Here is a 17,861-nt window from a genome sequence, read left to right as displayed (position 1 = left end):
TTCGGTTTGGCGAACCAACAATCAAACCCGTATATGCAAGGGTATAATCAATCTGCCTATAATCCTTATGGTCAGCAGTATTACAGTGGTGGGCAAGGACAGGGACAGTATTATCCACAGCAACAAGGTGGTGGAGGCTTTCAAATTCCTTCACCGACGAATGCTCCGGCACCTTCTCAAAATGTTCCGGGAATGCTTCCCATCGAGGAGTCGTACATCGAGAATATTCTCAGGTTGAATAAAGGAAAGGTAGCGACGGTGTATACTACTTTTGAAAACAATAAGGAATGGAATGCCAAGATTTTCAAAGGGATCATTGAAGCCGCCGGCCGGGATCACCTGATCCTGAGCGATCCACAAACAGGGACACGGTACCTCATTCCCATGATTTACTTAGATTATATTACATTCGATGAAGAAATCGAGTATGAATATCCATATGGTGCAGGCGGATCTATGCAATCCTATTCGCAACGCTAAAAAAAACACCCTGTAAGGAAATCCACTTCCTTACAGGGTATTTTCATGTTTATAATGTTTTCGCCGCGAATACAATCAGGAGTACCCAGGCTGCGAGGAAGCTGACTCCTCCAAGGGGTGTGATCGCCCCGAGGACCTTAATGCCTGAGAGGCTCAGTACATAAAGGCTGCCTGAGAAAAGAACCGTGCCGATCAGCATCAGCCAGCCTGACCAGGAAAGCAGTGCTGTTGGTGTGACATTCCCCATCAGCACTCCGACGATGAGAATTCCGATGGCATGGAACATCTGATAGAGAACGCCTGTGTTCCACGTATCGATGTATTTCTGTGAAATCTTCCCTTCCAGCGCGTGGGCACCGAAAGCTCCCAGTGCTACGGATAGAAAGGCGTTGATGGCTCCGATAATGATAAATGTTTTCATGATGAACCTCCTGGGCTAAAAGTCAAATAATGAATTGCCGTTGGCTCCGTCATCCGTTTCAAGGGGCTCTTCCTTCTGAATGGTGACGGGTTTCTGAACCGGCTGTGATTGCTGAAAATAGGGTTGCTGAGGTTGAGAATACACCGGCGCGGCACTGACCGCCTGGTTTTCCTCTAGCAGCACTTCACATAGTGCTTTTATTGAATACACATGCTCACGGATATGCTGGGCCTTTTCTGCCGACTTCGCTTTCCCGAGTTCATGTTCGATTTTTTTGATTAATGATTGATGTGGGATATTCACGATCGTTGACTCCTTCCACGCAGTATGTACGTCTTTATCCTAATTCTTATTGAAGGATTTCGCAAATATATCATCAGCGTTGTTTCGGCTTGAATTTCATGCACGGGCTTCCCGAGGATTGAAAAACCACCAGGGAAGGCATCGCTTTTGTTTTAAACCCGTAGCCCTTGCATCCCCTCGGATGGGCCTGCTCCCACGTCGTATAAAAGTAGTGACATTGGAAGCAGTTGATCCTTTCTTCCTTTTTCACACAGCCTTCCTCCCTCAAAGTGTTTCACGTGAAACATCACTCTTCGATACACCAGTCGATTTCGCCCATTCCCTGTTCCCGGAGAAACCCGTTCGTTTTGGAATAAGGCCTGCTGCCAAAGAATCCCCGATGAGCCGATAACGGACTTGGGTGGGGCGCCGTCACAATATAATGCCTGGATGAATCGATAAGGGACTGCTTCCCTTGAGCAGGCTTCCCCCATAAAATAAACACCAGCGGCTTCTCCCGCTCATTCAATAAGGAAATGACATGATCGGTGAACTTCTCCCACCCCTTCCCCCTGTGGGAGTGGGCCTTCCCGTCCTGAACGGTCAGCACTGTATTCAATAACAGGACACCCTGCTCTGCCCATTTTACCAGTGAGCCGTGAGGGGGAATCGGACAGCCAATATCCTCTTGAAGCTCTTTGTACATATTTCGTAAGGACGGAGGGATCTTGATCCCTTTTTTCACAGAGAAGCTTAATCCTTCTGCCTGATTTGGCCCATGATACGGATCCTGTCCAAGTAAGACGACCTTCACATCTTCAAAGGCCGTGTAGTGAAAAGCATTGAAAATGTCGTGCATGGGAGGATGGGTGATGGTAGAATCATACTCTCCCTTCAGCCATTCTCTTAAATTCCCGTAGTACTCCTTCTGTAGTTCATCTTCCAGAACGTGTGCCCAATCATTTTGAAAAATTGCCGTCACCAATAGACACCCCTTCTAGTTTTGAAAATTAATCGTCACGCTGTATCCTAATTGTTCAAAGAAACCCTTCAATGATTTTTCTGCGTTTTTCTCAGCGGCTTGAAGGATTCCCTGCTCGACCGCTTCCTGACTGATTTGGTCCTTTGCCACCTCTGCAAGGGCAAAGCCTTCATTCCAGTCCACATCATTCCGGAAGATCCCTTCTACTGAGAACGTCTTGATGTTGTCCGTATCGATCGACGGTTCCTGAAGGATCTCCGCACGGGGCAGGGTCAGTTGAATTTCTTTCTTTTCTTCATTCACTACTATATCCCTCTCATCGATACCTTGTAAATCGACCCCTGCGAGAACGGTCCCGGGAACGACCATCAGAAGCTTCCGTTCCGTGCCGGGAAGATCCGCATTGATTTCTTTCCCGAACAATTGATTATCCTCCTGCTCGATCACTGCCTTCACAAACCCCTGGGCCGTAGCCAGTGAGCTCATCTCTTGAATCCGTTCCACAAACGAGCCCCTTTCTTCTGTAAAAGTAGAGCCGGATAGCCATGAGTAGATCCCTAATGATGCTCCCCCAGCCAACAGGAGGACTGCCAGAAAGATCAGCACCACCCTCTTTTTCCAGAGTGACAGGAGTGATGGGACTAATCTCCATGGAGTGATATGTCTGCTGCTTCTATTATCAATGGCCATAGAGGCGCCGGTTTCTCTTTCAGTCGCTTTCAAGTCAGCCAGGATTGCTTCGATTTCTTGTATTTTTTTGTATTGGCTTGTCAATTCCTTCACCTTCCTCTCTTCTATTATAGGAAATAATGTAGAATCTTGGAAACCATTATTCTCTAAAAAACATTTCTATATTTTGGAAAGTTTGAATTTTACAGTACCGGGAAAAGAAGGGACAAGACAAAAAAGTGGAGGTAATGAATATGTATAAAGTTCAAACAGCTGAAAATGTGGTAGAAGCGAAAAAGGAAATCGAAATGTTCACAAGTGAAGGTTATACGAAAGATGACATCTACGTATTCGCTCATGACAAACATCGCTCTAAGCACATCACAGAGGCAACGCATACGGAATCCACTGGTATCAAGGAGCAGGGAATCATCGAATCCATGGGTAATATGTTCAACAGCCGCGGAGATGAACTGCGTTCGAAAATGAAGTCTGTCGGCATGAATCAGGCAGAGGCCGACGCCTATGAAGAAGAACTGGATAAAGGAAAGCTGGTCATCGTCGCTTCCAAAGAAGCAACGGAGAATAACGCCAAACCCTTCTAAGTTTATTTAGCAGTCTTGAAAAGACGTCGATGGATTCTCAATCGACGTCTTTTTTGGCGTCATCTAAAGATAAAAGAATTTGTATTTACCCGGATGATATTATATTCTTTAGTCAGACTTTTACAAAGATAACGAGCTATTTTCATAGGAGGAATGCAACCATGACATTGAAAAAAACACTCACGATCGCAGGGTCCGACACGAGCGGAGGCGCAGGGATCCAAGCCGATCTTAAAACATTCCAGGAGCATGGCGTATATGGGATGACGGCCCTTACCACTGTTGTGACGATGGACCCGAATAACCATTGGCACCACAACGTTCATCCATTACCACTCGATACACTGGAAGCACAATTGGAAACGGTCCTTTCTGTCGGAATCGATGCCATGAAGACGGGGATGCTCGGCACGGTTGAAATCATCGAGCTTGCAGCGAAAAAAATCGATGCATTCGGTTTGAATAAAGTCGTCATTGACCCGGTGATGGTATGTAAAGGGGAAGATGAAGTACTAAACCCTGAAACAACCGTTGCCATGAGGGAACACCTCTTGCAGCGCGCGACCGTTGTCACCCCTAACCTGTTCGAGGCGGGCCAGCTTGCAGAAACAGGGCCGATCAAAACCGTTGAAGAAATGAAGGAAGCTGCCAGAAAGATTCACGACCTTGGCGCGAAGAATGTTGTCATCAAGGGTGGGAAGCAGCTGCAACATGACAAAGCCCTCGATTTATTCTATGACGGAAACGAATTCACCCTTCTTGAGGAAGAAAAGGTGGAAACGAGCTATAATCACGGAGCTGGGTGCACCTTCGCAGCAGCAATCACTGCGAACCTCGCCAATGGACAAGACGTGAAGGAAGCCGTTCAAAACGCGAAAACATTCGTCACAGCCGCCATCAAACACGGCTTCAAACTAAACGAATACGTAGGACCTGTCATGCACGGAGCCTACAACCGCTTCGAAAAATAATCTCTTGGACAACCGGTGCCAGGCACGAATCAACTCCTTCGTGCCTGGCACCTTTTTTGAGGGACGGACCTCCCCCCACCCAATCATACTTTTCGCAATCACTCATGAATTTTAGTAAGATAATACATAATGGTTAAGAGTCTTTTCTGTACTTAAGGAGGAAAAAAGGATGGAACCGATCAAGATTGCTGATGTGCAGGGGATCATTACCCAGCTTGCCCGTCAGGACGTTTATATACATTTAGAAACCACCAATGGAGCCTACGCTTCCCACTTCAATGAAGGCTTCTTCTCGGCAGGCGCCTATATACGAAATGCAAAAGTCAATTATGAGCACGGAAAGATCATCGGGGACGGACCTTACCGTGTCGGCCTGAAATTGGAAATCGGCTGGATCTACGCCGAAGGACTGACTCATTATGAATTCGATGAACTGGGCCGCCTGTTACTTGCAGGTCATGGCGGCGACGGGAAACTCGCCGTTGCCCTTGAAATCAGCCCGACACCTTTCAGCTAATACTCGAACATATATATAAAGGAGAGGTCAAAATGGAAAAAGAAAGACAAGTACTTGTCATCTTTCCACACCCGGATGATGAGGCATTCGGTGTATCAGGAACCATATCCACTCACGTGAACAATGGAACACCCGTCACCTATGCGTGCCTCACATTAGGGCAGATGGGAAGGAACCTGGGGAACCCGCCGTTCGCGACTCGCGAGTCCCTTCCGTTAATCCGGAAGAAAGAATTGCAAAAAGCCGCTGAAGTAATGGGAATCCAGGATCTTCGCATGATGGGATACCGGGATAAGACGCTTGAATTCGAAAATGATGAAAAGCTTTCGAACATGGTGACGGAGCTGATCGACGAATTAAACCCGTCCCTCATCATCACATTCTACCCGGAATACTCCGTTCACCCGGATCACGAAGCAACCGCAAGAGCCGTCGTCCGCGCCGTTCGACGCCTTCCGAAAGAATCAAGACCGAAGCTTCACTGCCTTGCATTCTCAAAGAACTGCGAGGAGATTCTCGGAAAGCCTGATATCCTAGTCGATATCACACCGGTGAAAGATCAAAAAATCGGAGCCATGAAGGCTCACATCTCTCAAACGGCCTGGATGCTGAAGGATCTTGAAAAAGGAATTCAGCAGAATGACCCTGAAGCGATGAAATGGGTCACCGTTGAACGTTTCTGGAGCTATCAGTGGGAAAATGACAACGTAAAATAATGATTGAACAAGAGCTTGGGCCATCGCCCAGGCTCTTTTTTATTGGTCTCTTCTATATGTGAATGTCAGGAATATACTAAATATGTAATGTCGTGAGTGATTACTCACTTTACAAACAAACGAATATCCTTTATATTGAAAGTGAGTAATCACTCATTATTCAAGGAAGGTGTGATTCATATGGATTCCATTATTCAATTAAGTGAGCTCTCAAAATCGTTTGGCTCACAGAAAGTATTAAAGAATGTCACTCTAACCATTCCTAAAGGACATATTTATGGTTTATTGGGGCCTTCAGGTTCAGGAAAAACAACCATGATCAAGCTGATGATCGGCCTTGAGACGCCATCATCCGGCAGTGTCACGTTCAAAGGCAACAAGCTGAAGGCAAAGGACCTGTACCCGACCATCGGATATATGGCTCAATCAGATGCCCTCTACGATGAGCTGACGGCAAAAGAAAACTTATCTTTTATGGCCTCCCTCTACGGGTTAAAGAAAGCCGAACGAAAAGCGCAAATTGAAAAAGTGATGACCACCGTTGATCTTGTTGATCACCTGAACAAACCTGTTCATCAATACTCCGGGGGGATGAAACGAAGACTTTCTCTTGCCATTGCCCTCCTTCATGATCCTGAAGTTCTGTTTTTAGACGAGCCGACAGTCGGAATCGACCCTGTATTGCGAAAAGAAATCTGGGACAGTTTTCACCGGCTGAAAGAGGAAGGCAGAACGCTGATCATCACCACCCACGTCATGGATGAAGCAGAGAGATGCGACAGGCTCGGTCTCCTGCAGCATGGAGAAATCATTTCAAGCGACACGCCGTCTGCGATAAAAGAAACATACGGGGTCTCTTCAATCGAAGATGTCTTTTTGAAAAATGGAGGTGTTTCCATTGAGAATTAAGGGATTTGTCGTCCGTATCCTTCAGCAGCTCATGCGTGACAAACGCACATTGGCCTTGATGTTTCTGGCTCCACTCTTGATACTCAGCATGCTGTCCCTTGTGTTTAACTCCGATGATTATGAAGCCAAGGTTGCCATTGTGGATCTGCCAAAGCAGTTGGAGGCGAAGTTCGATACACAGGATTTCCAATCCTATACGAGTCCCGAAAAGGCGATGAAGGACGTCAAGAACGGAGAACTGGATGGCTATATTTCATTCGAGGACCCCACTGCACCTTCCATCGTCATTGAAGGCAGTGATCCGACTGTCAACGGCGCCGTCATGAAGAAGATTCAAACCCTGTTCCCTTCCCCTTCACAGGACCTTTCCGATGAGGTGGAATATGTGCACGGAAGCAAGGATATGGAGATGTTCGATTCTTTTGGACCGGTCCTACTTGGATTTTTTGTCTTCTTTTTCGTCTTTTTAATCAGCGGGGTGTCCTTTTTAAGAGAAAGAACGACGGGCACATTAGAGAGGCTGCTTGCTTCCCCTATTAAAATATGGGAAATGGTCGTCAGTTACGTGATCGGTTTCGGAATCGTGACGCTCCTTCAGGCTTCGCTGATTTCATGGTACTCGATCTACGTTCTGGATATGATGATGAAAGGCAGCTTTCTCAACGTATTGATCATCATCGTCTCCTTATCCTTCACCGCCCTTACGCTGGGAATATTGCTGTCCGCTTTTGCTAAAAATGAATTACAGATGATGCAGTTCATTCCGATCGTGGTCGTTCCACAGATCTTCTTCTCGGGACTATTCAATTTAGAAACCATTTCCGAGTGGCTGAGCTGGATCGGCCCTTTGACACCGCTCTATTATGCAGCGGATGCCTTAAGGGATATCATGATACGGGGCTATGCATTCGAAGATCTACTCTTTAATCTATCAGTGCTGATCGGGTTTTCTTTACTCTTTATTGTCCTGAATGTTGCAGCCCTACGAAAATACCGTAAAATATAGGTAAGGAATGAATGAAGTTAGGGGTTTAAAGGATGTCTGATGAAAAAAATATATTTAAACAATTATTCGACCAGGAAGAAACACTGACGGATAAACAGCAGAAAATCGTGGAGGCCGCGATTGAAATGTTCGCGGAAAAAGGCTACGCCTCCACCTCCACCAGTCAAATCGCCAAAAAGGCCGGCGTCGCAGAAGGAACCATCTTCCGGCACTATAAAACGAAGAAGGACCTGCTTCTTTCGATAGTATCCCCTACGATGGCCAAACTCATTGCGCCGTTTGTCATCCGTGATCTCAACAAGGTCCTCGATGCGAAATACGAACGCTATGAAGATTTCCTGAAAGCGATGATCTTGAACCGCCAGGAGTTTTTGAAAGAAAATATGACCGCTTTTAAAATTCTGATACAGGAAATCCCTTTTCATCCCGAACTGAAAGAACAGTTCCGGGAGCACATCGGAGAAAAGGTATTCGAGAAATTCGTGAAGCTCGTTGATTATTATAAAGAAAAAGGACAGATCATCGACATGCCTTCACACGCTGTCGTTCGATTTTCAGCTTCCAGCATCTTCGGATTACTCCTTGTCCGCTATCTTTTCCTTCCCGAAGCCGATTGGGATGATGAGAAGGAGATCGAGATGACAGTGAGGATGATTGTGGATGGGATTGGGAAAGCGTAAAAAAAGGCGACCTTGGACATTGTCCAAGGTCGCTTCTCATTATTATTTGTGAATCCAAACCGCTCCGGCAGTATTATCTTTCGCTTCACCGATAACTTCGAATTTCAGCCCATAATTAGGCGTTTTTCGTCCGGCATCAGGAATTAAATTGTTCATGTATGTTTTTGAATCATCGAAGGCACGGACGCCATCTAGTCCTTTATAATCAAAGATCCCACGGGATGGAGAGTCGATATACCAATCAGGTGCTTTGTCCATTGAGAACGCCGCATCTGCTACTTGGTAGCGGGTACTTTGATACGTTGAAGGTGATCCATTTCTCATGCCTAAAATAGCTTCCGGATGTGAATCTACCACTCCAAGGAACCCTTCACCTGGATGCACACCCACCCAGTTGTCTGTGAAGCTGTCGTCACCATACCAGACGACTAATCCAGTGTTATATTTCACTCCGCGGGAGAAGGCTAATGCTTTGTCGGATCCGGCATAGTTTCTCCATTCGAGGTAGTAGTAGTGATCTTTTTTATCAAAACCGTTGGAAACAACGAATCCATCCTTAGTAAATTTCGCTTCTCCTTCAGCATCGTCTGAGAAGACTTCCTTACCATCTACAGTCACTGTAATGTTATCCATGGCAAAGCCGTCAAGGGCGAGTCCGCCATCGGTAACATAATCAAAATATAGAGTGACTTTTTCGCCTGCAAACTGACTTAGATCGTACCCTTTATTAATCCATTGACCCTTAGTAGATTCAGCACGAGCATCTCCGTCTGTATCGTCATTCCCAATCACATCCAGCTCAACTTCCTTACCGCCATCCGTTACTGCCGTGACATATAAATAATCGAAGTTATACTCAATATCATATAGCGTTTTAAAATCAAACTTAGCCGTTGCTGCATTCGTCAAATCAAACTCAGGAGACACTAATGACGTATGAAGGTCATCACCTTTCGTACTGTAATAGTACTGTTTCCCAAATGCAGGTTGAATTCCCTTCACTTCCTTTTGAGGAAGATTCACTTTTACAATTCCCGGATTCTTAGATTTCGTTACACTTTGATCAAGGAATGAAGTCATTCCACTTTTATCAATATCTTTATAGTCTATCTCCGTAATATTGGCCCAGTTTCCGCCCATCGTCTTCTGGAAGAACTCCTTATTCTGAGGGGAGAAGCTTGTCGGTGCCGTACCTGCAATGTTTCCATTCCAGCTGCCGCCACTCATGATGGACCAGGAAGCGACCGGCTCACCTTGACCTGTGTATTGGGTGTCGTATTCATCCGGAAGACCTAAATCATGACCGAATTCGTGGGCAAAGACTCCGACTGCACCGTCTTCGGGTTGGATAGTGTAATCATAGGCTGCCATTTGGCCGCCCCAATATGGGACTTCAGTCGATGATCCAGGTACTTTGTACACTCCATTCAATACCCAACGGTGAGACCAGATCGCGTCATCACCAAGTTTACCCCCACCAGCTTCTTGCCCGGTTCCGGCATGGATTATCATCAGATGATCCACTAAACCGTCCGGCTCGTTTTGATTGCCATCTCCGTCAAGATCGTATTGATCAAATAAATCGTATTGAGATAGATCCATACCAGATGCCACTGCAGCTTTTAAAGCATCTTTCACCAAATCACGTGGCCCTTTAGGAGCTAGGTTATCATGTCCGCCATTAGGATTATCATCACCATACTCTTTTGCCGTTCCAGGCACCGTCAACCATTCAGAGACAGCCCCATCCAACGTATAACTTCCCCCGGACTGCTCTTCATAGAACTGCTTAAAGGTTTTGACTTTTTCACCGTTAAACAATTCGAAGTCTTCATCCCCGAACATTAATTTTTCATAATGCTCCTTATTAAAATTACTAGAATACATGTATCCTTTTTCCTGAATGACATTATTATGCTTAAAGTCCGAGAATTCTGTCAGTAGAACAAGAACTTTATCCTTTCTTACTGCTCCATTGTATGGTGCCTGCTTAGCAGAATCCACCTTGGCAGCTTCGGTAGGTTTCCCCTTCTTGAAATTATCATGACCTTTTTCCATTTGCTTCATCAGCTTATCCTTTTGCTTGGTTAAAAAATCTTTCGCTTTCTGATCCATTTCGTCATGCTTTTGTTCTTTTGCTGATTTAGGTTCTTTCACATTCTTTTTCTTTTGTATGTACTCTTTCACAGCTTTCTGAATTTCGGCAGTAGAGGCGTTTTTAGAAATGACCCCTCGATCTTGAAGTGCTTTTGCCAAACGGTCTTCGTTAATGATGTTTAAATCGATCGGTGCCGATTCCATCGAAGACGCAGCAGCAGACGCAGGTACTGGCTTAGGTCCTGCCACGCTACCTGCAAATAATGTGGATGCTACAATGGTGGTAGCCGTGATGCTTGTCAAAACTTTTAATGCCGATTTTTTCTTCCTCAACTGATTCACCCCTGTAAATTGATAGAGTACTAGATCCGTTCTATTTGAAGAACAAAATGATCATATCAATTCGTCTGAATATTGTAAATACTAGTGATAAAACTAGTCAAAAGAAGTGAAAAAGTTACAATTTTTGAGCAGAGTCCCTTCTATTATTCGGCATGGAACGAGGAACAGCTGTCTCGAATTGTCTATCAAAGCATTTATTTTCCATCCCATCCAACTTTTTTAAATACACATTTTTATTTTCAAATCGTACATCCATCCGTTTCCCTCCTCCCCCCATCGGGTAAAACCTACTATACATCACAAGGAGGGTAAAAAATGAGTTTCCTTTTTCACGAAAGCACGTTGAAAGATCATCATATTCTTATTACCGGTGCCACCGGCGGCATCGGGTACGAAACGGCGAAAGTGGCTGTCCAGGCGGGTGCCAAGGTGACGATCACAGGACGGAATGAAGAAAAGCTGAATGAACTGAAAGCAGATTGCGAGGATCCAAGTAGGGTCTTCCTGTATAAAGCGGATCTTACGAGTTCCGAAGAACGGGGACAGCTCTTGTCGGCAGCAAGAGACGAGCACGGTCCCATCACAGGTCTTGTAAATTCGGCCGGGATAGGCGGCGGTGATCTGGTGGAGAAACTATCTGAAGATGATGTACGAAAAATCATGGAGTTAAACTACTTCTCACTGGTCCAGCTATCCCAGGCTGTTTATAATCAAATGAAGAGCGCAGATAGAGGGGCGATCGTTAATATCTCTTCCCTCTCCGGACTGAGAGGCACCCATGGGAACAGTGCATACAGCGCGTCCAAGTTTGCGGTGACAGGATTCACCCAGGCCTTTGCTCATGAAGCGATCGAACATAATATCAGAGTGAATGCCATCTGTCCGGGGTATGTCGATACAGAGATGGGGCGAAACGCCATCAAATCCAAAGGGGAACGGGAAGGCAGAAGCTATGAGGAACAATTGGAGATTGCGAAGGACGGCATTCCTTCAGGAAGATTAACCTCCCCTGTGGAAGTCGCGAATACGATTGTCTATCTATTAAGTGATGCGGCCGAGAACATTGTAGGGGAATCCGTCAAGATTTCCGGGGGCAGTGTGATGCGTTAAAAGAAGAACGGGCAAGGGTTTTTTCACCCTTGCCCCATTAGCTGCCCTCTTGAATCTTTTTTTTGATCTCATCAATATACTTTTGTTTTTCTTTTTCGTTGGTCAGCTGGTCATTATTCTTATTTTGAAGGTATTTTTGAAGAGCCTTTTCGATTTCTTCATGCGTTGCGTCTTCCGATATAACACCTTTCTTTTTTAGCATCTCTATGATCTTTTCATCATTGGCCAGGACGTCTATTTTACCTGCGGGCTCATCGGTGTCGGCAGCAGGTGCATCCGAGTTGACTTCAGTAGAATCCTGTTCTTTCTTCTGATCGTCTGCAGCACATCCAGTCAGTAATAAACCAACCAGAAGAAATACGAACATCCATTTACCACTCATCTCATCACTTCCCTTTCATAGAGAATGAACCATTAATATGAAATTAAGTAAATGATCTTTATATACACATTTTCAATAACACTGTCCCCTATTCCTGCATTTTATTGATATGATTCTTTTTAAGAATGTTAGCCTAGAAGTTGATTGGAGCGGAAATCAACCAACAACTGGCTGTTTCAAAAGAAACAAACTTTACTTAAGATGCTTTAATAGAACAAAATTCGTTCTAATAAGTGGATAAAAAGGGAAAATTAGTGCAATCATCACTTACTTCCTTCTGTAATATATGGTTTAATAGATAGTACTATGGGACGATATTAAAGAAGAAGGTTGTGGAAAAGGTGCCCTTCCGCTTCTTTATAAAGTAAAAGCTGAGAGATTTTTTCTCCTCTTTTTTTTACTTTAAAATCGAACATATGTTCTATTGGTGGTGAAAAAAATGGATTCATTAGTGAGTGAATTTTATCGTCATTATCCTCATCTCAAAAAAAATAAAGCCGTTGAGTCCTTTATCAGTCAATCGGAGAATCGGAAGTTAGTCGAAGATTTTTTACGTCACCCCAGTGCAAGGAAGGAAGAACACTTAAACGAAGCCTTTAAAGCCCATTATTTTGATATACGGTTTACCTCTTACGTCAGTTCATCCCTTTATTTTCACAGCGTGAACTTTGACAAGCATATAAGAAAATATGGCGAACGACATCCTCTCACCCTGGATAAACAGGTGGATGAGGATGGTGGGTCGTATATTGATCTTGTGCCGGACCCGGCATCGGACATTGCCCCTTTCACCAATTATTCGACCTTAACGGAATGCCTGGAGAACGAAGAACTCCTGCAGGCCTATCACACGCTGACCGACAAACAGAAGCATATCCTGGATTTAGCCTATGTACAGGAATTATCCGATACGGAGATCGCCAGAATGCTTGGGATATCCCAGCAGGCCGTCTCTAAAACCCACCGAAAAGCTTTACGCCACTTAAAATTCATTTTAGAAAAAGGAGAATCATAACCATGGGAATTCTATACGATCTCGTCAAAGAAGCTCAAAATGACTCAGAATATGAAACGAAGGTCATCCGGACGTTCGAACCGAAAATAAAGAAATCCTTGTATTTAACCCGGGTTGACTACAGAGATGATCTCGAACAGGAATTAAAGATGAAATTGGTCCGGTATGTGCGGGACTATTCTCTGGAAAATGTACCGGGGTTGTTTGATCTAAAAGAACAATAATGGAAGGACAAGCGCCCACATACGGGTGCTTGTCCTTTTTCTATGACTATATCTTCTGGATGGATTTTTTGAATACAGGTTGTCATTTATCCATCGAACGGTTCTTTATACAGTGTAAGGCAAACAACAAAGAGGAAGAGAGATTGGGATGGCCTTTCTTCCTCTTTCATCCCTCTGCCTAAACGATATTAAGGGAGCGATGTTGAATGAATTGGACACGAACATTACGACAAGGTGACTCAGGCAGTGACGTAAAGGAACTTCAAATCCGCGTTGCGGGCTGGGCGGCAAGTTCTCCTTCGAAGACATATGTATCGGTGGATGGGGCATTCGGACCTGGAACGGAAGCAGCTGTTAAACGATTCCAAAGTGCATACGGACTTTCAGCTGACGGAATCGCCGGACCTCAGACACACAGTCAATTGAATGCCCTGGAAGACAGCGATGGATCGACGGCCAACTTTGCATTCAGTGAGTTCTACTCCAAGGATGGAAGTGGTTTTTCCGGAGGGAATGTCGGCTCTACTCAGGTAAAAGAGAATGTGCGACGACTCATGTACAAGCTCGAAGCCCTTCGAAAAAAACTGGGGAACCCACCCGTTGTCATCAACTCCGGATTCAGAAGCATCTCTCATAATCGAAATGTCGGGGGTGCCTCCAACAGTATGCATACCTATGGAATCGCAGCGGATGTCGATCCATCAGGAAAAACACCTACTCAAGTGGCAGAAGTCGCTAAAACATGCGGATTCAGCGGGATCATCAAGTACTCTACATTCGTTCATAATGACAGCCGCATTGAATACCCGTATGGTGCCGGGTCGTATTACTGGGCTTAAAAATAGGAAGGGGGATACTATATGCCAATCATCGTACTTGATCCAGGCCACGGGGGAACAGACCCCGGGGCAATGGGTAACGGACTGCAGGAAAAGAACCTCACGTTAACGATAGGGATGAACGTGAAACAACTCTTGGAAGCGGACTATAATGCGGATGTACGTTTAACCAGGGAAACGGATCGCTATGTCGGACTATCAGAGCGGGCCGACTTCGCCAATGCACTAGGAGCGTCTTACTTCGTATCCCTTCATCACAATGCAGGTGGAGGCACTGGCTTTGAAAGCTACATTTATCCGGGTACCAGTTCTTCTGAAACAGGGCGACGACAGGACGTCATGCATGGGAGAATCATGGATTTTCTTTCTGGTTACGGATTACGGGACCGAGGTCAAAAAGAAGCGGACTTCGCCGTATTGAGAGAAACTTCCATGCCAGCGATCTTACTTGAAAATCTCTTTATCGACAGCGTCAATGATACGAACCTCTTAAAAGATCCGACCTTCATCACGGGACTATCACATGCAATTGCTTCAGGCATCGGAAATGCACTGAATCTCTAACAGGTTAGGCTAATCTGAAAGGAGGAGCATAAATGGATTATTCCGTATTTGTTCAATTACTAGGTAATTTCGGATTTCCCATTGCCGTCACACTCTTTCTGTTAGTAAAGCTTGAGAAGAAATTGGAACAGCTCGAACTAGCCATTCACGCCCTGTCAAAGTCATTAAATGATAACGGGAAATAACATCCGCCTTCCCCCAGGGATAACTCACATTTACCAAACGGTACAAAAGAGCCTCCCTTTCAACCAACATCCTTCGTATCGACTGTGAGGATGTATACCTGCTTAAATTAAATTACGATAAAAAGCATGAAACCTTGATTTAAGAGAGGTTTCATGCTTTTTATTTTAGCTGTTTTCATGTAGAGTTTCGCCCGATACCCATACTTTCATGCATTTAACATGCGATGACCCCTGTATCTATCAATGTGCTGATTGCTAAAGGGTCATGGTGAGATTTGTTTATTTAAAATCTTTGCTTAGAAGTTGATTGGAGCGGAAGGTGCTCGACTCCTGCGGGAATAGCGGGAAAGTTGAGACCCCACAGGGCAACGCCCGAGGAGGCTCAACTCACGCCCCGCGGAAAGCGAGCACCTGGAGCGGAAATCAACCACCAATTTCTCCTTTAACAGCAAAAATAGATCTTTTTTGAAGCGTATAGGACAATCTTGGATCCGGGAAGCCTTAGAGTAAGGAGGCGATGTATACATGAATACATTCGAAGTATTATCTCTGATGCTCAGCTTTGGGATGTTTGTGATTGCAATTATGAACAGCAATGATGAAAATAGACGTTCGTAAACACGCTTAAAAAGCGTGTTCTTTTTTTATCAAAAAAACCTTCCTGGGCGCAGGAAGGTTTCCGGTTCTCTATTGTTCATTCATCACTGACTTCAAATCCACCTCATACAGCTTATCATCATTCTCACGGGGGATTCCCCGTCCATCTGTGTTATTGGACACAAAATAAAGGGTGTCCCCTTCGACCAATACATCCCTGACACGCCCAAAACCGGTCAGCAAATCGGACACCTGATTCGTTTCTGTATCAAACCGCTTCACGGCTTGACCGGCGAGGGAAGCAAACACTAAGTCCCCATTCCAGAAGTCCGCTCCTGATGGGGCCCATGAAGGTTCTCCTGAGTGCACCAGAGGGGAAATCAAGGATTCTCCCTTCTCACTCCCTGTGATCTTCGGCCAGCCGTAATTGTTACCGGCCTTGATCAAGTTGATTTCATCAAAGCCATTCGGTCCATGTTCCGTTTCATATAAATCCCCATCCTGATTCCAGGCGAGGCCTTGGGGGTTCCGGTGCCCGTAGCTGTAGACATATGAATCGTTGAATGGATTGTCTGCCGGGATCCCGCCATCGAGATCCATGCGGAGAATTTTCCCGCCTATGAATGAAAGATCCTGAGCCTTTGCCTGCTTGGTGGCATCCCCCGTCGTAATGAAGAGTTTATGATCGGGACTGATTTCAAGCCTGCCACCTTGATGATATTGACCGCTTGGAATCCGGTCCAACAGGACGTTTTCCTCGTTCCATCGGTTTTCCTTCCGTTTCAGTAACACGACCCGGTTGTAAGCGCCTCCCGAATCATCATACGTATAATAGGCAAAGGCTTGCTGATTGGCCTTGAAGTCCGGATGAAGGACAAATCCTAACAGTCCCGCTTCAGGACGTTTGGATAACGGCTTGGAAAGACTGGTTTGCATGACGGTTTTCTTCCCATCCCGGATTACAACGATTCCACCGGTTCGCTGGGTAAGGTAGAAGACACCATCCGACTTCTGGATGGACCAGGGAATGGAGAGGTCTTTGGCTACCACGTTGCTCTCGACACCCGGATTGGTGACCGATTCACTTTCTTCCTGCTGTACATCCCGCTGCCCGAACGAACACGCACTTAGTAGTAAGCTCTGACCAATGATCAATATGAGGCAACTTCTTTTGATTTTCATTTCGATTAGCTCCTCTTAGCTTTTTTTACCAGTATGGACAACGGAAGATGTTCTCATTACTTAGCTGTCTGCTGAATGACCTCACGGATCGCTTTTGCGACACCATCTTCACGATTGGTTGCCGTGATGAACGGGCAGAATTCTCTTATCTGATCAAGGGCATTCCCCATGGCAACGGGTCTTCCGACTACTTTCATCATGGACAGGTCATTAAGGTTATCCCCCATGGCCATGGCATTCTCTGCCGACAATCCCTTGTCATTCAGGAGCTTTTCTAGTGCGACTCCTTTTTGGGCTTCCGCACTATTCACTTCAATATTCTCTTTACCGGATGAGCTGATGGCAATGCCTGATAGTTGACTTAATTTATCGTTCGCTTCCTTTAACTGCTTATCATCAAAAGAGAAGACAAGGAATTTGTAAACAAGCTGGGAATCATCCTCGAATAAAACGCCATAGTCTTCCACCAGCTTGATATGCCCTTTTTCAAATCGTTCCCTGGCAGTTTGTCTCACCTGTTCTTCCGTTATGCCTGGATTGGCCGTCGTGAAGATATCGACGATCAACTCGACACCCATCTCATAGTTTTCCGTATACGTTCCCTGGTCTGTGTAGATTTCAAAATATATGCCGGTTTCATTCAGGGCCGCGGCAATCTCTTTTGCCCGTGCTGATTCAATTCCGGCCTGATAGATGATGTCCCCCTGCTTATTCCTAACCTCTGCCCCATTGGCACAGACGATATCACATGAGATACCGGCATCCTGTATGACGTAGCGGGCTTCTTCATATGATCTGCCTGTTGCGACAACCACTTCGATTCCCTGCTGCTGTGCATCCAGGATCGCCTGTTTATTCGCTTCACTGATTTCCTGATTTTCGTTTAATAACGTTCCGTCCATATCTGTAGCAATGAATGTGATCATCTTGTAGACACCTTCCTGTTGTTGAATATTCTTAATTTAGTCATTGTATCATGAAACATTTAACGTTTTATACTGATTAATCTCCCCAGATCACTGCACAATATTAAAATTCTGAATTTTGTAATTTGAAAGGGTTTTCATACACAACTATAGAAGAATA

General features: G+C 45.2%; 25 protein-coding genes. 15 read left to right on the top strand and 10 right to left on the bottom strand.

The window, feature by feature from the left end; all coding sequences use genetic code 11:
• The first annotated feature begins 33 nt into the window (after positions 1-33).
• The gene (gerQ, locus tag CN378_RS08505; protein ID WP_098351548.1) at positions 34-480 is read left to right on the top strand and encodes a spore coat protein GerQ; all 447 of its coding nucleotides are present in this window, start codon (positions 34-36) and stop codon (positions 478-480) included.
• A 49-nt stretch (positions 481-529) separates the two neighbouring features.
• On the opposite strand, the gene CN378_RS08500 is transcribed toward gerQ, so the two are convergent.
• From CN378_RS08500 to CN378_RS08480, 5 genes are all read right to left on the bottom strand, one after another.
• Complete coding sequence (locus CN378_RS08500) at positions 530-901, bottom strand: DUF423 domain-containing protein (protein ID WP_098351455.1); 372 nt, start codon at positions 899-901, stop codon at positions 530-532.
• A 15-nt stretch (positions 902-916) separates the two neighbouring features.
• The gene (locus CN378_RS08495; protein WP_098351454.1) at positions 917-1,204 is read right to left on the bottom strand and encodes a YwdI family protein; all 288 of its coding nucleotides are present in this window, start codon (positions 1,202-1,204) and stop codon (positions 917-919) included.
• Positions 1,205-1,277: 73 nt separating this feature from the next.
• A complete protein-coding gene (locus CN378_RS08490) occupies positions 1,278-1,454 on the bottom strand; it encodes a uracil-DNA glycosylase (RefSeq protein ID WP_098351453.1) in 177 nt (58 codons plus the stop codon).
• 36 nt (positions 1,455-1,490) lie between these two features.
• Positions 1,491-2,165, bottom strand: a complete 675-nt coding sequence (locus tag CN378_RS08485) for a uracil-DNA glycosylase (RefSeq protein WP_098351547.1) — start codon at positions 2,163-2,165, stop codon at positions 1,491-1,493.
• A gap of 15 nt (positions 2,166-2,180) precedes the next feature.
• Positions 2,181-2,948 carry a DUF4230 domain-containing protein gene (locus tag CN378_RS08480; protein ID WP_257141078.1) on the bottom strand — a complete coding sequence of 256 codons (768 nt, stop codon included), beginning with the start codon at positions 2,946-2,948 and terminating at the stop codon, positions 2,181-2,183.
• 140 nt (positions 2,949-3,088) lie between these two features.
• On the opposite strand from CN378_RS08480, the gene CN378_RS08475 reads away from it, so the two are divergent.
• The 7 genes from CN378_RS08475 to CN378_RS08445 all read left to right on the top strand — a co-directional run bounded on the left by CN378_RS08475 (position 3,089) and on the right by CN378_RS08445 (position 8,238).
• Positions 3,089-3,439: a YflT domain-containing protein gene (locus CN378_RS08475; protein WP_098351452.1), complete on the top strand. Its 351-nt coding sequence runs from the start codon at positions 3,089-3,091 to the stop codon at positions 3,437-3,439.
• A gap of 161 nt (positions 3,440-3,600) precedes the next feature.
• Positions 3,601-4,410, top strand: coding sequence for a pyridoxine/pyridoxal/pyridoxamine kinase (gene pdxK, locus CN378_RS08470; RefSeq protein WP_098351451.1), 810 nt, complete (start codon positions 3,601-3,603; stop codon positions 4,408-4,410).
• Positions 4,411-4,579: 169 nt separating this feature from the next.
• A complete protein-coding gene (locus tag CN378_RS08465) occupies positions 4,580-4,927 on the top strand; it encodes a YojF family protein (protein WP_098351450.1) in 348 nt (115 codons plus the stop codon).
• A gap of 32 nt (positions 4,928-4,959) precedes the next feature.
• Positions 4,960-5,643, top strand: coding sequence for a bacillithiol biosynthesis deacetylase BshB2 (bshB2, locus tag CN378_RS08460; protein ID WP_098351449.1), 684 nt, complete (start codon positions 4,960-4,962; stop codon positions 5,641-5,643).
• Positions 5,644-5,823: 180 nt separating this feature from the next.
• Positions 5,824-6,552: an ABC transporter ATP-binding protein gene (locus CN378_RS08455; RefSeq protein ID WP_098351448.1), complete on the top strand. Its 729-nt coding sequence runs from the start codon at positions 5,824-5,826 to the stop codon at positions 6,550-6,552.
• Positions 6,542-7,558: an ABC transporter permease gene (locus CN378_RS08450; protein ID WP_098351447.1), complete on the top strand. Its 1,017-nt coding sequence runs from the start codon at positions 6,542-6,544 to the stop codon at positions 7,556-7,558. The genes CN378_RS08455 and CN378_RS08450 overlap by 11 nt, the downstream gene beginning before the upstream one ends.
• A gap of 32 nt (positions 7,559-7,590) precedes the next feature.
• Complete coding sequence (locus tag CN378_RS08445) at positions 7,591-8,238, top strand: TetR/AcrR family transcriptional regulator (RefSeq protein ID WP_098351446.1); 648 nt, start codon at positions 7,591-7,593, stop codon at positions 8,236-8,238.
• A gap of 42 nt (positions 8,239-8,280) precedes the next feature.
• On the opposite strand, the gene CN378_RS08440 is transcribed toward CN378_RS08445, so the two are convergent.
• Positions 8,281-10,668: an immune inhibitor A gene (locus CN378_RS08440; protein ID WP_257141076.1), complete on the bottom strand. Its 2,388-nt coding sequence runs from the start codon at positions 10,666-10,668 to the stop codon at positions 8,281-8,283.
• A gap of 124 nt (positions 10,669-10,792) precedes the next feature.
• Positions 10,793-10,933, bottom strand: a complete 141-nt coding sequence (locus tag CN378_RS22585) for a hypothetical protein (RefSeq protein WP_179884851.1) — start codon at positions 10,931-10,933, stop codon at positions 10,793-10,795.
• A 59-nt stretch (positions 10,934-10,992) separates the two neighbouring features.
• Between CN378_RS22585 and CN378_RS08435 the strand changes: the two genes are divergently transcribed.
• On the top strand, positions 10,993-11,787 hold the full coding sequence (locus CN378_RS08435; RefSeq protein WP_098351445.1) for an SDR family NAD(P)-dependent oxidoreductase: 795 nt from the start codon (positions 10,993-10,995) through the stop codon (positions 11,785-11,787).
• 37 nt (positions 11,788-11,824) lie between these two features.
• Here CN378_RS08435 and CN378_RS08430 read toward each other — a convergent pair whose 3' ends face one another.
• The gene (locus CN378_RS08430) at positions 11,825-12,169 is read right to left on the bottom strand and encodes a hypothetical protein (RefSeq protein ID WP_098351444.1); all 345 of its coding nucleotides are present in this window, start codon (positions 12,167-12,169) and stop codon (positions 11,825-11,827) included.
• 439 nt (positions 12,170-12,608) lie between these two features.
• Between CN378_RS08430 and CN378_RS08425 the strand changes: the two genes are divergently transcribed.
• The 6 genes from CN378_RS08425 to CN378_RS22900 all read left to right on the top strand — a co-directional run bounded on the left by CN378_RS08425 (position 12,609) and on the right by CN378_RS22900 (position 15,614).
• Positions 12,609-13,184 carry a sigma-70 family RNA polymerase sigma factor gene (locus tag CN378_RS08425; RefSeq protein ID WP_098351443.1) on the top strand — a complete coding sequence of 192 codons (576 nt, stop codon included), beginning with the start codon at positions 12,609-12,611 and terminating at the stop codon, positions 13,182-13,184.
• A gap of 2 nt (positions 13,185-13,186) precedes the next feature.
• Positions 13,187-13,408 (top strand): hypothetical protein, encoded by a 222-nt coding sequence (locus CN378_RS08420; RefSeq protein ID WP_098351442.1) that lies wholly within the window; start codon positions 13,187-13,189, stop codon positions 13,406-13,408.
• A 206-nt stretch (positions 13,409-13,614) separates the two neighbouring features.
• Complete coding sequence (locus CN378_RS08415) at positions 13,615-14,247, top strand: D-Ala-D-Ala carboxypeptidase family metallohydrolase (RefSeq protein ID WP_098351441.1); 633 nt, start codon at positions 13,615-13,617, stop codon at positions 14,245-14,247.
• A gap of 21 nt (positions 14,248-14,268) precedes the next feature.
• Complete coding sequence (locus CN378_RS08410) at positions 14,269-14,811, top strand: N-acetylmuramoyl-L-alanine amidase family protein (RefSeq protein WP_098351440.1); 543 nt, start codon at positions 14,269-14,271, stop codon at positions 14,809-14,811.
• A gap of 32 nt (positions 14,812-14,843) precedes the next feature.
• On the top strand, positions 14,844-14,996 hold the full coding sequence (locus CN378_RS08405; RefSeq protein ID WP_098351439.1) for a YvrJ family protein: 153 nt from the start codon (positions 14,844-14,846) through the stop codon (positions 14,994-14,996).
• Between the two features lie 525 nt (positions 14,997-15,521).
• Complete coding sequence (locus CN378_RS22900; RefSeq protein WP_257141075.1) at positions 15,522-15,614, top strand: putative holin-like toxin; 93 nt, start codon at positions 15,522-15,524, stop codon at positions 15,612-15,614.
• Between the two features lie 69 nt (positions 15,615-15,683).
• On the opposite strand, the gene CN378_RS08400 is transcribed toward CN378_RS22900, so the two are convergent.
• On the bottom strand, positions 15,684-16,775 hold the full coding sequence (locus CN378_RS08400) for a PQQ-dependent sugar dehydrogenase (protein WP_098351438.1): 1,092 nt from the start codon (positions 16,773-16,775) through the stop codon (positions 15,684-15,686).
• A 56-nt stretch (positions 16,776-16,831) separates the two neighbouring features.
• A complete protein-coding gene (locus CN378_RS08395; protein ID WP_098351437.1) occupies positions 16,832-17,701 on the bottom strand; it encodes a Cof-type HAD-IIB family hydrolase in 870 nt (289 codons plus the stop codon).
• Positions 17,702-17,861 lie beyond the last annotated feature (160 nt).

It is taken from the genome of Bacillus sp. AFS015802, assembly GCF_002561455.1.
Taxonomy (GTDB): Bacteria; Bacillota; Bacilli; order Bacillales; family Bacillaceae_B; genus Rossellomorea.
This window is presented reverse-complemented; position numbering and strand designations above follow the sequence as displayed.

Bases quoted from the DNA above. Each gene is read 5' to 3' on its own strand.
- gerQ (WP_098351548.1), top strand. From the start codon at position 34: ATGCAAGGGTATAATCAATCTGCCTATAATCCTTATGGTCAGCAGTAT.
- CN378_RS08500 (WP_098351455.1), bottom strand. From the start codon at position 901: ATGAAAACATTTATCATTATCGGAGCCATCAACGCCTTTCTATCCGTA.
- CN378_RS08475 (WP_098351452.1), top strand. From the start codon at position 3,089: ATGTATAAAGTTCAAACAGCTGAAAATGTGGTAGAAGCGAAAAAGGAA.
- pdxK (WP_098351451.1), top strand. From the start codon at position 3,601: ATGACATTGAAAAAAACACTCACGATCGCAGGGTCCGACACGAGCGGA.
- CN378_RS08465 (WP_098351450.1), top strand. From the start codon at position 4,580: ATGGAACCGATCAAGATTGCTGATGTGCAGGGGATCATTACCCAGCTT.
- bshB2 (WP_098351449.1), top strand. From the start codon at position 4,960: ATGGAAAAAGAAAGACAAGTACTTGTCATCTTTCCACACCCGGATGAT.
- CN378_RS08455 (WP_098351448.1), top strand. From the start codon at position 5,824: ATGGATTCCATTATTCAATTAAGTGAGCTCTCAAAATCGTTTGGCTCA.
- CN378_RS08445 (WP_098351446.1), top strand. From the start codon at position 7,591: ATGTCTGATGAAAAAAATATATTTAAACAATTATTCGACCAGGAAGAA.
- CN378_RS22585 (WP_179884851.1), bottom strand. From the start codon at position 10,933: ATGGATGTACGATTTGAAAATAAAAATGTGTATTTAAAAAAGTTGGAT.
- CN378_RS08435 (WP_098351445.1), top strand. From the start codon at position 10,993: ATGAGTTTCCTTTTTCACGAAAGCACGTTGAAAGATCATCATATTCTT.
- CN378_RS08430 (WP_098351444.1), bottom strand. From the start codon at position 12,169: ATGAGTGGTAAATGGATGTTCGTATTTCTTCTGGTTGGTTTATTACTG.
- CN378_RS08425 (WP_098351443.1), top strand. From the start codon at position 12,609: ATGGATTCATTAGTGAGTGAATTTTATCGTCATTATCCTCATCTCAAA.
- CN378_RS08420 (WP_098351442.1), top strand. From the start codon at position 13,187: ATGGGAATTCTATACGATCTCGTCAAAGAAGCTCAAAATGACTCAGAA.
- CN378_RS08415 (WP_098351441.1), top strand. From the start codon at position 13,615: ATGAATTGGACACGAACATTACGACAAGGTGACTCAGGCAGTGACGTA.
- CN378_RS08410 (WP_098351440.1), top strand. From the start codon at position 14,269: ATGCCAATCATCGTACTTGATCCAGGCCACGGGGGAACAGACCCCGGG.
- CN378_RS08405 (WP_098351439.1), top strand. From the start codon at position 14,844: ATGGATTATTCCGTATTTGTTCAATTACTAGGTAATTTCGGATTTCCC.
- CN378_RS22900 (WP_257141075.1), top strand. From the start codon at position 15,522: ATGAATACATTCGAAGTATTATCTCTGATGCTCAGCTTTGGGATGTTT.
- CN378_RS08400 (WP_098351438.1), bottom strand. From the start codon at position 16,775: ATGAAAATCAAAAGAAGTTGCCTCATATTGATCATTGGTCAGAGCTTA.
- CN378_RS08395 (WP_098351437.1), bottom strand. From the start codon at position 17,701: ATGATCACATTCATTGCTACAGATATGGACGGAACGTTATTAAACGAA.